Source organism: Alginatibacterium sediminis (assembly GCF_003610775.1).
Classification (GTDB): Bacteria; Pseudomonadota; Gammaproteobacteria; order Enterobacterales; family Celerinatantimonadaceae; genus Alginatibacterium; species Alginatibacterium sediminis.
Map to the genome: position 1 here is coordinate 1 of NZ_RAQO01000003.1, position 13,062 is coordinate 13,062.

The 13,062-nt window shown below is 44.3% G+C and carries 15 protein-coding genes; 9 read left to right on the forward strand and 6 right to left on the reverse strand.

Features of this window, described 5'->3' with window-relative positions; all coding sequences use genetic code 11:
* The first annotated feature begins 996 nt into the window (after positions 1-996).
* The 9 genes from DBZ36_RS02615 (at position 997) to mutT (ending at position 7,486) form a co-directional block, all read left to right on the forward strand.
* Entirely contained in the window at positions 997-1,380 is a 384-nt protein-coding gene (locus tag DBZ36_RS02615; protein WP_120353380.1) for a RidA family protein, read from the forward strand.
* Between the two features lie 11 nt (positions 1,381-1,391).
* Entirely contained in the window at positions 1,392-1,784 is a 393-nt protein-coding gene (gene tusD, locus DBZ36_RS02620) for a sulfurtransferase complex subunit TusD (protein ID WP_120353381.1), read from the forward strand.
* Positions 1,781-2,137, forward strand: a complete 357-nt coding sequence (gene tusC / locus DBZ36_RS02625; protein WP_120353382.1) for a sulfurtransferase complex subunit TusC — start codon at positions 1,781-1,783, stop codon at positions 2,135-2,137. The genes tusD and tusC overlap by 4 nt, the downstream gene beginning before the upstream one ends.
* A gap of 1 nt (position 2,138) precedes the next feature.
* Positions 2,139-2,417 carry a sulfurtransferase complex subunit TusB gene (gene tusB / locus DBZ36_RS02630; RefSeq protein ID WP_120353383.1) on the forward strand — a complete coding sequence of 93 codons (279 nt, stop codon included), beginning with the start codon at positions 2,139-2,141 and terminating at the stop codon, positions 2,415-2,417.
* A gap of 129 nt (positions 2,418-2,546) precedes the next feature.
* Positions 2,547-2,921: a 30S ribosomal protein S12 gene (rpsL, locus tag DBZ36_RS02635; protein ID WP_120353384.1), complete on the forward strand. Its 375-nt coding sequence runs from the start codon at positions 2,547-2,549 to the stop codon at positions 2,919-2,921.
* An 86-nt stretch (positions 2,922-3,007) separates the two neighbouring features.
* Complete coding sequence (gene rpsG, locus DBZ36_RS02640) at positions 3,008-3,478, forward strand: 30S ribosomal protein S7 (RefSeq protein WP_120353385.1); 471 nt, start codon at positions 3,008-3,010, stop codon at positions 3,476-3,478.
* A gap of 86 nt (positions 3,479-3,564) precedes the next feature.
* Entirely contained in the window at positions 3,565-5,661 is a 2,097-nt protein-coding gene (gene fusA / locus DBZ36_RS02645; protein ID WP_120353386.1) for an elongation factor G, read from the forward strand.
* A 51-nt stretch (positions 5,662-5,712) separates the two neighbouring features.
* Positions 5,713-6,897 carry an elongation factor Tu gene (tuf, locus tag DBZ36_RS02650; RefSeq protein ID WP_120353205.1) on the forward strand — a complete coding sequence of 395 codons (1,185 nt, stop codon included), beginning with the start codon at positions 5,713-5,715 and terminating at the stop codon, positions 6,895-6,897.
* 190 nt (positions 6,898-7,087) lie between these two features.
* On the forward strand, positions 7,088-7,486 hold the full coding sequence (gene mutT, locus DBZ36_RS02655) for an 8-oxo-dGTP diphosphatase MutT (RefSeq protein ID WP_120353387.1): 399 nt from the start codon (positions 7,088-7,090) through the stop codon (positions 7,484-7,486).
* A 7-nt stretch (positions 7,487-7,493) separates the two neighbouring features.
* Here mutT and yacG read toward each other — a convergent pair whose 3' ends face one another.
* The 6 genes from yacG to pilB all read right to left on the reverse strand — a co-directional run bounded on the left by yacG (position 7,494) and on the right by pilB (position 13,058).
* Positions 7,494-7,679, reverse strand: a complete 186-nt coding sequence (gene yacG, locus DBZ36_RS02660; protein ID WP_120353388.1) for a DNA gyrase inhibitor YacG — start codon at positions 7,677-7,679, stop codon at positions 7,494-7,496.
* 11 nt (positions 7,680-7,690) lie between these two features.
* Positions 7,691-8,428: a cell division protein ZapD gene (zapD, locus tag DBZ36_RS02665; protein ID WP_120353389.1), complete on the reverse strand. Its 738-nt coding sequence runs from the start codon at positions 8,426-8,428 to the stop codon at positions 7,691-7,693.
* A 151-nt stretch (positions 8,429-8,579) separates the two neighbouring features.
* A complete protein-coding gene (coaE, locus tag DBZ36_RS02670) occupies positions 8,580-9,176 on the reverse strand; it encodes a dephospho-CoA kinase (RefSeq protein ID WP_120353390.1) in 597 nt (198 codons plus the stop codon).
* Complete coding sequence (locus tag DBZ36_RS02675; RefSeq protein WP_120353391.1) at positions 9,177-10,070, reverse strand: prepilin peptidase; 894 nt, start codon at positions 10,068-10,070, stop codon at positions 9,177-9,179.
* The gene (locus DBZ36_RS02680; protein WP_120353392.1) at positions 10,070-11,314 is read right to left on the reverse strand and encodes a type II secretion system F family protein; all 1,245 of its coding nucleotides are present in this window, start codon (positions 11,312-11,314) and stop codon (positions 10,070-10,072) included. Before DBZ36_RS02680 ends, DBZ36_RS02675 begins: the two co-directional genes overlap by 1 nt.
* 43 nt (positions 11,315-11,357) lie before the next feature.
* On the reverse strand, positions 11,358-13,058 hold the full coding sequence (gene pilB, locus DBZ36_RS02685) for a type IV-A pilus assembly ATPase PilB (RefSeq protein ID WP_120353393.1): 1,701 nt from the start codon (positions 13,056-13,058) through the stop codon (positions 11,358-11,360).
* Between the last annotated feature and the right edge of the window lie 4 nt (positions 13,059-13,062).

The following is a 13,062-nucleotide window of genomic DNA, read 5'->3' on the forward strand; positions in this document are numbered from 1 at the left end:
TGGTGAGATAGGAATATCAACCATAATTGAGGTTTTGTAAGCATCTGACATTAGGATAAAATATTGCTTGAGCGAGCTTAATCTTGAACCTAGGTGTCAGGGTTTAAATGAGAAGTTTGAGTAATACATTGTTAGGTGCTTACAGTAAATAATTACCGGCCAGATAGTTTCATGACCGGCTTTTTATGTGTATCCAGTGTTAGGTTATGATTCTCTACTTACCGCCAGTCTTTAATAGTTTTATTAAGCGAACTGCCTTTTCAACGAGGATTAAACCTAATATAAGTATCTCGGTATATTCACGCATTTAGTTTATCCGTTAGTGGTCTTAGTTCGATATTAGGAGTTCTCTGCACAACTGTCAATATGGCGTAACCATCTGTAAATAAAGGTTTTAATGGATTTTATGGCGTTCGCTGGCAATTCGCTGGACAGTCAGGAAACTTTGTTGGCATTTACTGGCGAAAAAATTTTGGAATATTTTCGTTAATAGGAAATGTACATTTCAAGGTGATTTTGGACGTAAGTTGCAAAACACACCTAACAAACAATTTAGGTAGATTCGCAACGCGTAGCATTTTCGGATTGATTCGACTTCAGTATTTGCGTCACAATAGTTTCAGTTCGTGGCAGTGTGCTACTACTTAATTGGGCGTTTAAATCAATTCGTTGCTACGTTGCCAAATTAGAAACACTTTTACCTCAGTGCCTGCAAAAACGTGCTTCTGGGTTATTGAGTGTTAGTTACCCAACAATTAACAAGCCGAGCTTGGATTGTATCTAAGTGTATGGTGTTGGATTCGTCAATTTTGCCTTAATTGTCTTGACCTTCTTAGGGTGTGGTTTAAGCTTTACTTGAAGCAGCTTTGCTGCGCACTTTCCACTTTCCTTTTCCTTGCTCACAGCAGTGGAATTTGTAACTATGTCTGCATTGATAAATGATGTGTTTTGGCAGTATTGGCAAGACGATGTACATACTTTAATTTCAGGATAGTTATGAGCAAACAAATCGTAAATACAGAAGCGGCTCCTGCGGCGATCGGTCCTTATACTCAGGCGACTAAAGTTGATGAGTTGATCTTCACCTCGGGTCAAATCCCTCTTGATCCTGTTTCTATGGAAGTTGTTGAAGGTGGGATCGCTGAGCAAACTAAGCAGGTGATGGATAATCTTGTGGCTGTACTAGAAGCCGGTGGTGCTGGTGCAAATACGGTTATCAAAACCACATGCTTTTTGAGCGATATGAATCACTTTTCTGCGTTTAATGAAGTCTATGCGAGTTATTTCCCTGCCAACCCGCCAGCACGTTCTTGTGTTGAGGTGGCGCGCTTACCTAAAGACGTTTTGGTTGAAGTCGAAGCGATTGCTCAAATCCTTTAGTGGAAACAGGTATGTCTAACTTAACTTACCTACTTGTGGTGAACTCAGCTGTTTATGGGCAGCAAAGTGCAGCCCATGCGCTCAAGTTTGCTCAAGCTATAACCGAGTCGGAACATACCTTAAGCGCTGTTTTTTTCTATCAAGACGGTGTGAGTAATGCCTTATCTACGCTGTTACCTGCTAGCGATGAAGTTAATTTAGTTCATCGGTGGAAAGATCTTGGCCGTCAACATGGCGTTGATCTGCTCGTTTGTAGTGCAGCGGCGGCTCGGCGTGGCCTCATTGATGAGACGGAGGCAACTTCTGCTGACTTAGTTTGCACTCAAGATGACGCCTTTATTAGTGCCGGTTTAGCTGAGCTGGCGATGCTTAGTTTGAAGGCGGATCGGGTGATTCAGTTATGAGTCAATTACTGTATGAGTTTGTCAGTTCGCCTCATCAGAGCGCTAACTCACGCGAAGGCTTAGATGCGGTACTTGCGGCTAGCGCTGTAACTGATGACATCGTGGTTGTGTTTCATCAATTAGGGCCATTGCAGCTATTAACTAATCAGGTAACGGACCAAGCCCTAGTGCGTAGTATATTGCCGACATTCAAAATGTTGGATTTGTATGATGTCGAAGCGGTGTATGTCTTAGATACCTGCTTGCAGGACTTGGGTCTTCAACAAAGCGACTTAGCAATTGAGCTTAAGGTCCTTAGTTTGAAAGATTTGACTAAGCTTCGGCGCAATGCCCATGCAATATTAAGGTTTTAGTATGCTACATATTGTAAAATCATTAGCGGCGCTACCTACATGCTTGAAACAGTGTGAGAAACAAGACCAAGTCTTGCTTATAGAAGAGGCCTGCTTCGCCTTATTGGTCGGTGAAGATGATCAAGACTCTAAAATTCTAGACTTCAATTTCTCTATTCTTCGCAGTGACCTCGAAGCGCGTGGATTAGTTGAGAAATATCAATTATATCAAAGTCATATCGTTGACTATAACGGCATGCTTGATTTAACTGCGAAGCATCACCCTTGTTTGACTTGGTAAGGCATTAATTTTTTGCTTTTCAGGTAATAACAAGGCTTGACTATCCCCCCCTCAACGCATAAAATTTCGCCTCCCCGATATTCGGGGTGATTTTTCACCTACTTACTTGTATTTCAGGAGCTATTTTAAATGGCAACTATTAATCAGTTGGTACGCAAACCTCGTGCAAACAAAGCTTCAAAAAGCAATGTTCCAGCACTAGAAGCGTGTCCACAACGTCGTGGCGTATGTACTCGTGTATATACTACCACTCCTAAGAAACCTAACTCAGCACTACGTAAAGTTGCTCGTGTTCGTTTAACTAACGGCTTCGAAGTAACATCTTACATCGGTGGTGAGGGTCATAACTTACAAGAGCACTCGGTCATTTTGATCCGTGGTGGTCGTGTTAAAGATTTACCTGGTGTTCGCTATCACACTGTTCGTGGAGCGCTTGATTGCGCGGGTGTAACTACTCGTCGTCAAGGTCGTTCTAAGTACGGCGCTAAGCGACCTAAGTCTTAACGGCACTCCGTCAGTAAGGCCAAACAGTAACTAACGAAACATAAATTTCGTTTTGGGGAAACCTGAAGCAAACCGGAGATATTAAGATGCCAAGACGTCGCGTAATCGGTCAACGTAAAATCCTGCCAGATCCTAAGTTCGGATCGGAACTTCTGGCAAAGTTCGTCAACGTAGTAATGGTTGACGGCAAAAAATCAACTTCTGAAAAGATCGTATATGGTGCACTTGACGTAGCTGCTGAAAAGTCAACTAAGTCACACCAAGAGATTTTCGAAATTGCCCTTGAAAACGTACGCCCTTCAGTCGAAGTTAAATCTCGACGTGTAGGTGGTTCTACTTACCAAGTACCTGTTGAAGTGCGTCCAGTACGCCGCAACGCTCTAGGTATGCGTTGGTTAGTAGATGCTGCGCGTAAACGTGGTGAAAAATCAATGGCTCTGCGCCTAGCTGGAGAAATCCTCGACGCGTCAGAAAACAAAGGCACTGCAGTGAAGAAACGTGAAGACGTTCACCGCATGGCTGATGCAAACAAAGCGTTTGCACATTACCGCTGGTAGAATACCCGGTAATACTGTTGCGCAATTGCTAAGGCAATTGCGCATCTTTTTCAAATCTAAGGCTTACGCTTTAGTAAGAGGATAGAATGGCCCGTACAACTCCGATTGAGCGCTACCGTAATATTGGTATCGTTGCGCATGTTGATGCTGGTAAAACAACAACGACCGAACGTGTGCTTTTTTATACCGGTCTATCTCATAAAATTGGCGAAGTTCACGACGGCGCTGCTACCATGGATTGGATGGAGCAGGAGCAAGAGCGTGGGATCACAATTACCTCAGCTGCGACGACTACATTTTGGCGCGGTATGGATGCTCAATTTGAAGAGCATCGAATCAATATTATTGACACCCCAGGACACGTCGACTTTACTATTGAAGTAGAGCGCTCTTTGCGCGTGCTTGACGGTGCGGTTGTAGTATTTTGTGCCGCGTCGGGTGTTGAACCTCAATCTGAAACTGTCTGGCGTCAAGCAGATAAATACCATGTCCCTCGTTTGGTCTTCATTAATAAAATGGATCGACAAGGCGCCGATTTTGAACGCGTGGTGGCTCAGATTGAAGATCGTTTAGGTGCGACCTGCGTACCGGTCCAATTGAATATTGGCAGCGAAGAAGAATTTTCTGGTGTGATTGACCTGATTAAAATGAAGGCCATCAACTGGAGCGAAGCAGATCAAGGTACTAGCTTCAATTATGAAGACGTTCCAGCGTCATTGCTCGAGCGAGCTAACGAGTTGCATGAACAACTTGTCGAAGCCGCTGCAGAAGCGAATGAAGAGCTTATGGACATCTATTTGGAAGAAGGTGAGCTTAGCGAAGCGCAAATCAAACTTGGGCTACGCACGCGCACTCTGGCTAATGAAATTGTACTCGCTACCTGTGGTAGTGCGTTTAAAAACAAAGGTGTGCAAGCGGTGCTTGATGCAGTTGTTGATTTCTTGCCGGCGCCAACCGATGTTTTGGCGATAACTGGTCATGATTTAGATGACAATATCGTTGAGTGTCCTGCGGACGATAGCAAGCCGTTTGCAGCATTAGCATTTAAAATTGCTACTGACCCATTTGTGGGTACGCTCACGTTTATGCGTGTCTACTCTGGTACCGTCGAAACCGGTAAAACGGTTTTTAATTCGGTAAAAGAAAAACGAGAGCGCTTAGGTCGAATGGTGCAAATGCATTCTAATGACCGAAAAGAAATTAAGGAAGTTCGTGCCGGCGATATCGCTGCTGCAATTGGTTTAAAAGATGTCACAACAGGCGATACGCTATGTGACCTAGACCATAAAGTAGTGCTAGAGCGCATGGAGTTCCCAGAACCAGTGATTCAAATCGCGGTTGAGCCACGCACCAAGGCTGACCAAGAAAGGATGGGAATCGCATTAGGTAAATTAACTGCTGAAGATCCCTCGTTCCAGGTTGAAACTGATGAAGAGTCAGGGCAAACCTTAATCTCAGGAATGGGGGAGTTGCATCTCGACATTATCGTGGATCGAATGAAACGCGAATTTAAAGTTGATTGCAACGTGGGTAAACCACAAGTAGCGTATCGAGAATCGATCCGCAAAGCAGTTGAGGTTGAAGGTAAATTCATTCGTCAGTCTGGCGGTCGCGGTCAATATGGTCATGTATGGCTCAAATTGGAACCACGAGAAGCTGGCTCGGGCTATGAGTTTGTCAATGAAATTGTGGGCGGAACTGTTCCTCGTGAATTTATTCCGGCAGTCGATAAAGGCTGTAAAGAACAAATGGATCAAGGTGTACTTGCAGGCTATCCTATGCTTGATGTTAAAGTCACATTGTTCGACGGTTCTTTCCATGATGTTGACTCCAATGAAATGGCGTTTAAAATTGCCGGTTCAATGGGCTTTAGAAAAGGTGCACTGGAGGCGGATCCGGCACTACTTGAACCAATGATGAAAGTTGAGGTGACAACACCTGATGACTTCATGGGTGATGTAGTTGGCGATCTTAACCGTCGCCGAGGGATGATTGAAGGCATGGACGATGGTCCTGGTGGTCTGAAAATTATTCGCTCCAAGGTGCCATTAGCTGAAATGTTCGGCTATGCTACTGATCTACGGTCTGCATCTCAGGGACGTGCTTCTTACTCGATGGAATTCCAAGAGTACAATGAAGCACCTAAAAATGTCGCTGGCGCAGTAATCGAAGCGAAGTATTAATTTAGTTTTAATGTCTGCTAAAAGCAGGTTTACGCAAAGAAGGTACACATTGTGTCTAAAGAAAAATTTGAACGTCTAAAACCGCATGTAAACGTAGGTACTATTGGCCACGTTGACCACGGTAAAACTACTCTTACAGCAGCAATCACTAACGTACTTGCTAAAGTTTACGGCGGTGAAGCTAAAGATTTCGCAGCAATCGATAACGCTCCAGAAGAGCGCGAGCGTGGTATTACTATTTCAACGTCTCACGTTGAATACGATACTCCTACGCGTCACTATGCACACGTTGACTGCCCAGGACACGCCGATTATGTTAAAAACATGATTACCGGTGCTGCTCAAATGGATGGCGCAATCTTGGTTGTTGCATCTACAGATGGCCCAATGCCACAAACGCGTGAGCACATCTTGCTTTCACGTCAAGTTGGTGTTCCTTACATCATCGTGTTCATGAACAAATGTGACATGGTTGATGACGAAGAACTACTTGAGCTAGTAGAAATGGAAGTTCGTGAACTTCTTTCTGAATATGAGTTCCCAGGCGATGATATCCCTGTGATCCAAGGTTCAGCACTTAAAGCGCTTGAAGGCGAAGAAGAGTGGGAAGCTAAAATCATCGAGCTTGCAGAAGCTCTTGATTCATATATCCCAGAGCCAGAGCGTGACATTGATAAGCCGTTCCTACTACCAATTGAAGATGTATTCTCAATTTCAGGTCGTGGTACTGTTGTAACTGGTCGTGTTGAGCGTGGTATTGTTAAAGTTGGTGAGTCTGTAGAAATCGTTGGTATTAAAGAAACGACTACAACGACTTGTACTGGCGTTGAAATGTTCCGCAAGCTTCTAGACGAAGGTCGTGCTGGTGAGAACTGTGGTATTCTTCTACGTGGTACTAAGCGTGAAGATGTACAACGTGGTCAAGTATTGTCAGCTCCAGGGTCAATCAACCCACATACTAAATTCGAAGCTGAAGTATACGTACTAAGCAAAGATGAAGGCGGACGTCACACGCCATTCTTCAAAGGTTACCGTCCACAGTTTTACTTCCGTACAACTGACGTAACAGGTGCTGTAGAGCTTCCTGAAGGCGTAGAAATGGTAATGCCAGGCGACAACTTGAAATTTGTTGTAGAGCTAATCTGCCCAATCGCAATGGACGAAGGTCTACGTTTCGCGATTCGTGAAGGTGGTCGTACTGTTGGTGCTGGTGTTGTAGCTAAGATTTTCGCCTAGTCGAAATGTAGTACACCCAGTCTAAAAAAAGCTCGCTAACGCGGGCTTTTTTCGTTTTAAGATCTAGGTACAAGGTACAAGGTACAAGGTACAAGGTACAAGGTACAAGGTACAAGGTACAAGGTACAAGGTACAAGGTACAAGGTACAAGGTACAAGGTACAAGGTACTAGGTACAAGGAGAGCTGGCTTTGAGTAAAATAGTTCGAGTAGCGGTAGGTGTTATTCTACGCGCTGAGGAAGTGTTGGTTGCAAAACGCCATGAAGACCAGCATCAAGGGGGCCTATGGGAGTTTCCAGGCGGGAAGATAGAGCCTCAGGAGTCAGCGAGCAAAGCTCTAGCGCGCGAACTTTTAGAGGAGGTTAACCTTGAAGTTATATCTCTAGCACAAGAGCCTTGGCTTTCGCTTAGCCATGACTATGGGGACAAACGCGTTGAGTTGATTGTTTTTATAGTCAGAGACTTTAAAGGGGAAGCTAAAGGTTTAGAGGGGCAGCCACTACGCTGGCTTAAGGTTCAAGAGTTAGAAACTTCGGATTTCCCAAAAGCAAACGCAGTGATAATTAGTGAGCTTAAAAAACTACTGTAATTAACTGCTATTCCCAGTTATCAGACTTTCCTTCATCTTCTTGGACTGGGCGGCCTTTAATCACTTTTTCTTCGTTGGCCCATTCCCCCAGGTCGATGAGACGACAACGCTCACAACAAAAAGGTCGAAATGGACTTTGTTCGCCCCAAACTACAGTTTTGCTGCAAGTAGGGCATTTCACTTCAACAGTCATAATAATTCCAGCTAAGCAATTTTACAGCAGGCTATGCTACAAGCGATATCTTCTTGCTGCAAGGGTTCTGTGGCAACAAATTTTATCGCATAGCGATGCTTGTGCCCACTTACGGTTGGGTAAGCGCAGAGGTTAGAATCGATACTAATTTGTAACAGCTCTGCATCGTCAACACTGCCTTGATAAAAACCCTTTAGAGCCAAAATTTGTACTGGATGTTTTTGCTGACGAGCCAAGCCTAGCAATAACTCAATGGCATGTTCAACCTCGTACAGAGGCTCAAGCCATTGTGAGATTTGGTAATCGCGATAAGCCCGCTCTTGATGCAACCAGTGGTGCAGCTGGGGTACATCGAAAGCAAAGCAACCGCCAGGTAAGCTAATGCGCTGCTTTACACTTGAGAGCAGTCTGTCTTCTTTAAGCATGTCAAAACGATGGGGTTTCGCTAAGTAAGCTAAGTGCCGGTTAATTTGGGCAAGCAATTGGTCTATGGTTTGGGTGTCTACTTGCGCATGCGCTTTCCATGAGTGTAACTGCTTCTTTTGCCTCTCCAAATCTTTGACTAAATCGCCTCGCCAATCACTACGTTCAAGTAGTTCAATAAGTTCGAAGTAGCTTCTAAAAAAAACATGTTGCTGAGAATGAGAGTCGAGTAACTTGGTATCGCGAATCAATCGGAAATGTGATTCTAAGCGCAGGTAGTTTCTAACTTTTTCGTTGAGAGGGTGTTCGAATACGGTCACTGACATTGTGGCGTCCTGCTGAGTCTAACATTTCTAAAGCCTTGTTATGGAGTGTAACCACCACCAAGGGATCTGTCATGACTTATACAGCATTTAGATAAATTTTACCTAATTTTCCGGGACTGACTTGTGATTGATTTGATCCTGTAAGCTAATTCTAAGATAGCGCCAAATAACGTAAATGGAGCTGTTCAATTTGGGTTTCCAAATGGGAATGGGTTTGACTGTTGTCGACAACATCATCGGCTAGTCTTAATCGTTGTTCTCTAGGCATTTGGGAGTCGATAATAGCTTTGGCTTGTTGTTCTGAACACCTATCTCGAGCCATAGTACGCTTAAGTTGAATGCTTGGATTCGTATCTATAACTAATGAGCGGCTGACATATTGTTGAAGATTGTTTTCGAACAGCAGTGGAGCAACCAGTAAGCCATAACTAGAGTTGATACCTAGAAGTTGGCTTAGCATATGTTCTCGGATTAAGGGGTGGGTAAGTTGCTCAAGCCAAGTTTTCTGTTGCGCTGAATTGAAAACAATATTGCGAAGTTTAGTACGATTTAGCGAGCCATCAATATTAAGAATACTGTCGCCAAAGTGTGTGCAAATTTGTTTCAAAGCATCACTACCTGGAGCTACAATTTGACGAGCCACAATGTCTGCATCTACGGATTGGATACCGAGCCGATTAAAAATTGCTTCGGCTTCGGACTTTCCGCTAGCAATGCCACCAGTTAATCCTACAATGAAGCTAGCCAATTAGACCAATCCTGAGACTGAAAGATACCAATCAACTATTAATCCGCCCCAAAATAAATTGATTAAAGCGGCTATAGCTAAGTATGGCCCGAATGGAATGGCTTGTTGTCCTGAAATGGATTTACGCAGCAACAGTGAAATGCCAACGATCGCACCTACGGCGGATGCTAAAAGTATAGTCAACGGTAGTGCTTGCCAACCAAACCAAGCGCCTATAACGGCGAACAACTTAAAGTCCCCGTAGCCCATGCCTTCTTTTCCAGTCAACAGTTTAAAAACCCAAAAAAGACACCATAAGCTCATATAGCCTACGGCTGCGCCCAGAACGGCATCGGTTAGCGCGACGAACTGTTGGTCAAGGTTTAGAAGTAAGCCAAGCCATAATAGTGGGAGGGTTATTTGGTCGGGAAGGTACATTGTATCGAAATCAATCAAGGCTAAGCTTAGCATAAGCCAACAGAAAAGACTGGCCCAGATCAGCTGCGAACTAAAGCCAAAATGAATATAACAGGCAAAGGCCAATATCGCGCAACCTAGTTCAACTAGAGGATATCGGATTGATATTGCAGCTTTACAAGTTCGGCATTTGCCCCGAAGTATTAACCAGCTGATAAGGGGAATATTGCACCAGGCTGGTATCAAACTTTTACATGAAGAACAACGCGAGCGCGGCACCATTAAGTTGAAGCGTTCTGGTGATTTTTGCGCTAGCTCAGGTTCAATTTCTAGAAAACTCTGGCACTCTGTGCGCCACTGGTTCTGCAGCATAATTGGAAGTCGATAAATCACAACATTCAGGAAAGAACCGATGCAAAGTGCTAAAGCAATCCAAAAAGCGAGTATGACTGTTGGGAACAGCTCCGCAAGCGTTAATAAATTAGTAGTAAAAGACATTACTTAACAATACTACCAAGTTGGAAGATTGGTAAGTACATGGCAACAACCATTCCGCCTACAAGCACTCCGAGTACCACCATTATTAAAGGTTCAATGAGTGAGGTAAGGCCATCAATGGCATCGTCCACTTCGCCCTCATAAATGGTTGCTACTTTATCTAGCATACTATCCAAGGAACCTGCTTCTTCGCCGATCATCACCATTTGAGTGACCATATCTGGGAAAATATTAACAGTTTTCATCGCCACATTCATCTGCATACCGGTGGTGACTTCGTCGCGGATTTGAATAATCGCATTGCGATACACTACGTTCCCAGAAGCCCCCGCAGCTGATCCTAGCGCTTCAATTAGTGGGATACCTGCGGCAAAAGTGGTCGATAAGGTTCTCGCAAAGCGAGCCATTGCTGCTTTATGAAGGATAGGACTTACCACGGGTAGTCTTAATACAAATCGGTCAGTTGCATCCTGTACTTTTTGGTATTTCCGATGCGCTTTGGTGAAGATAATTATAAAGGCAAGTATCCCTCCAAAAACCCAATGGTAGCTCTGTTGTAGTAGCTGGGAAATTCCAATAACAAACTGAGTGAATGCTGGCAGTTCTGCGCCAAAATCTGCGAAGATTTTCTCAAACTGCGGAATAACAAAAAGTAATAAAATGGCAGTTACAGTTAGCGCTACAATCAAAACTGTCGCTGGATAAAACATGGCTTTTTTGATCTTGGACTTTAGCGCTTCGGCCTTTTCCTTATAAGTAGCTACCCGGTCGTAAATAGTCTCTAAAGCACCACTTTGCTCGCCAGCTTCGACTAAGTCGCAATATAAATCATCAAATTGAACAGGGTACTTTCTTAAGGCCTCGGATAGCGGATTTCCTGTTTGTACATCGTCGCTGATGCTGCCAATCAACTCTCGTAGCGGCGGTTTTTCAGCGCTGCGGCTTATAATACCAAGAGTCTGAACCAGTGGTACGCCAGCTGCCAGCATGGTAGCAATCTGGCGAGATACAATGGCGATATCCATTGCCTTAATACGCTGGCTAAACTTAGCAAACATGCTTTCGCTGCGACGCTTGGCTTTTGTTACACTAATGCCTTGGCGGCGCAGTTCTGCTTTTAGCTGAGTAATACTCTCGCTTTGAAACTCACCTTTGACCTTACCGCCCTTACGGTTAATTCCGGACCACTCGTAGGTATATACTTTTTTACTGATTTTTTTAGCAGTTTTACTCGCCGTGGCCATGACTGTGGGGCTTCCTTGTCGCTGTTAAGTTTGGTAAAAGGAATTAAACGTTGGTGACGCGCTGTACTTCTGCCATCGAAATTAAACCTTCAGCGGCTTTTTGCAGTGCTGAACGACGTAGCGAACTCATACCCTCTGCAACTGCTATTTTGGCGATCTCAATAGAGTTACCATCGGCCATGATAGCTTCGGCGACTGCTTCGCTCATTGGCAGCACTTCGTAAATACCAGTACGTCCTTTGTAGCCATCAGTACACTTATTACAACCAACCGGGTCGTAAATGGTTATAGTTTTACCAAGTTGTTCTTGGTCAAAGCCTAAAGCTGGAAGATGACTATTACTAATAGTCGAGGGTTTTTTACAATGTGGACATAAGCGTCGCGCTAAGCGCTGGGCGATAATTAAGGTTACGGAAGACGCTATGTTGAATGCTGGCACACCCATGTTAAGCAAACGTGTCAGTGTTTCAGCTGCCGAATTAGTATGCAGGGTTGATAAGACTAAATGTCCGGTTTGTGCCGCTTTAATTGAAATCTCGGCTGTTTCTAAGTCGCGAATCTCACCAACCATTACCACATCGGGATCTTGTCGCAAAAAGGCGCGCAGTGCGCTGGCGAAATTAAGACCGGCCCGAGTGTTTATTTGTACTTGGTTGACACCGGGCAAGTTAATTTCAACTGGGTCTTCGGCAGTAGAAATATTAATTTCAGTCGTATTAAGAATATTCAAACCAGTATACAGCGATACTGTTTTACCAGAACCGGTAGGTCCGGTGACTAAAATCATACCTTGCGGACGAGATAGCGCGTCATTGTAAAGCTGCTTTTGCTTCTCATCGTATCCAAGAATATCGATGTTTAATGCAGCAGCTGAGCTATCCAATATACGGATAACAACTTTCTCTCCCCACATGGTCGGAAGCGTGTTAACCCGCATGTCAACGGCTTTATTGGGCCCCAGTTTTAGCTTGATACGCCCATCTTGCGGCAGACGTCGCTCGGCAATATCTAAGCGTGACATCACTTTAAGCCGCGCAGAAAAGCGGTTGGCTAAATTAACCGGAGGGCTTGCGATTTCGTGTAAGATCCCGTCAATACGAAAGCGCACACGGTAGCGATGTTCATAAGGTTCAAAATGCAGGTCAGAAGCACCGCGGCGAATCGCATCCATTAACAGTTTATTGATATAAACAACAATCGGGGCGTCGTCATCTTTTTTCTGGGTTTCGTCTAAGCGACTATCTTCTTTACCAACCTCGATGTCGGAAATATCAGTATCACTAATATCTCCGAGCTCAAGGCTGCCTTCGGCGTTTAGTAGGCTACCAATTGCCTGAGTTAGCTTACTTTCTTCAACCAGCAAGGCTTCCACATGCAAACCAAAGCTAAACCCAAAATCTTCAAGTGCTGGCGCGTTGGTTGGGTCGGCCATGGCCACGTAAAGGGTTTTAGACTGGGTGTAAACTGGCAAGCAGTGATGCTTAAGAATAAGTTTTTCGTTGAGGTATTCTTGCGGGATGGTTTGGGTGTCAACTGCATCTAAATCAAGCAGCGGGATGCCAAACTGCATTTCACAAAACTCGGCAAGCGCCAAGCTGTCTAAAATACTGTTTTCAACAATGAGAGTGGTCAGTGGAACATTTTCTTGGTGTGAGCGCTTACTGAGCTCTGTCAGTTTTTGAAGTTGCTCCGGAAAAGAAACGGCCAAGCTTTGAGCTAGACCGTTTAATATACTAGTTTGCATTATT

Excerpts from the sequence above, each read along its gene's own strand:
- DBZ36_RS02615 (WP_120353380.1), top strand. The coding sequence starts at position 997 with ATGAGCAAACAAATCGTAAATACAGAAGCGGCTCCTGCGGCGATCGGT.
- tusD (WP_120353381.1), top strand. The coding sequence starts at position 1,392 with ATGTCTAACTTAACTTACCTACTTGTGGTGAACTCAGCTGTTTATGGG.
- tusC (WP_120353382.1), top strand. The coding sequence starts at position 1,781 with ATGAGTCAATTACTGTATGAGTTTGTCAGTTCGCCTCATCAGAGCGCT.
- tusB (WP_120353383.1), top strand. The coding sequence starts at position 2,139 with ATGCTACATATTGTAAAATCATTAGCGGCGCTACCTACATGCTTGAAA.
- rpsL (WP_120353384.1), top strand. The coding sequence starts at position 2,547 with ATGGCAACTATTAATCAGTTGGTACGCAAACCTCGTGCAAACAAAGCT.
- rpsG (WP_120353385.1), top strand. The coding sequence starts at position 3,008 with ATGCCAAGACGTCGCGTAATCGGTCAACGTAAAATCCTGCCAGATCCT.
- fusA (WP_120353386.1), top strand. The coding sequence starts at position 3,565 with ATGGCCCGTACAACTCCGATTGAGCGCTACCGTAATATTGGTATCGTT.
- yacG (WP_120353388.1), bottom strand. The coding sequence starts at position 7,679 with ATGACTGTTGAAGTGAAATGCCCTACTTGCAGCAAAACTGTAGTTTGG.
- zapD (WP_120353389.1), bottom strand. The coding sequence starts at position 8,428 with ATGTCAGTGACCGTATTCGAACACCCTCTCAACGAAAAAGTTAGAAAC.
- DBZ36_RS02675 (WP_120353391.1), bottom strand. The coding sequence starts at position 10,070 with ATGTCTTTTACTACTAATTTATTAACGCTTGCGGAGCTGTTCCCAACA.
- DBZ36_RS02680 (WP_120353392.1), bottom strand. The coding sequence starts at position 11,314 with ATGGCCACGGCGAGTAAAACTGCTAAAAAAATCAGTAAAAAAGTATAT.
- pilB (WP_120353393.1), bottom strand. The coding sequence starts at position 13,058 with ATGCAAACTAGTATATTAAACGGTCTAGCTCAAAGCTTGGCCGTTTCT.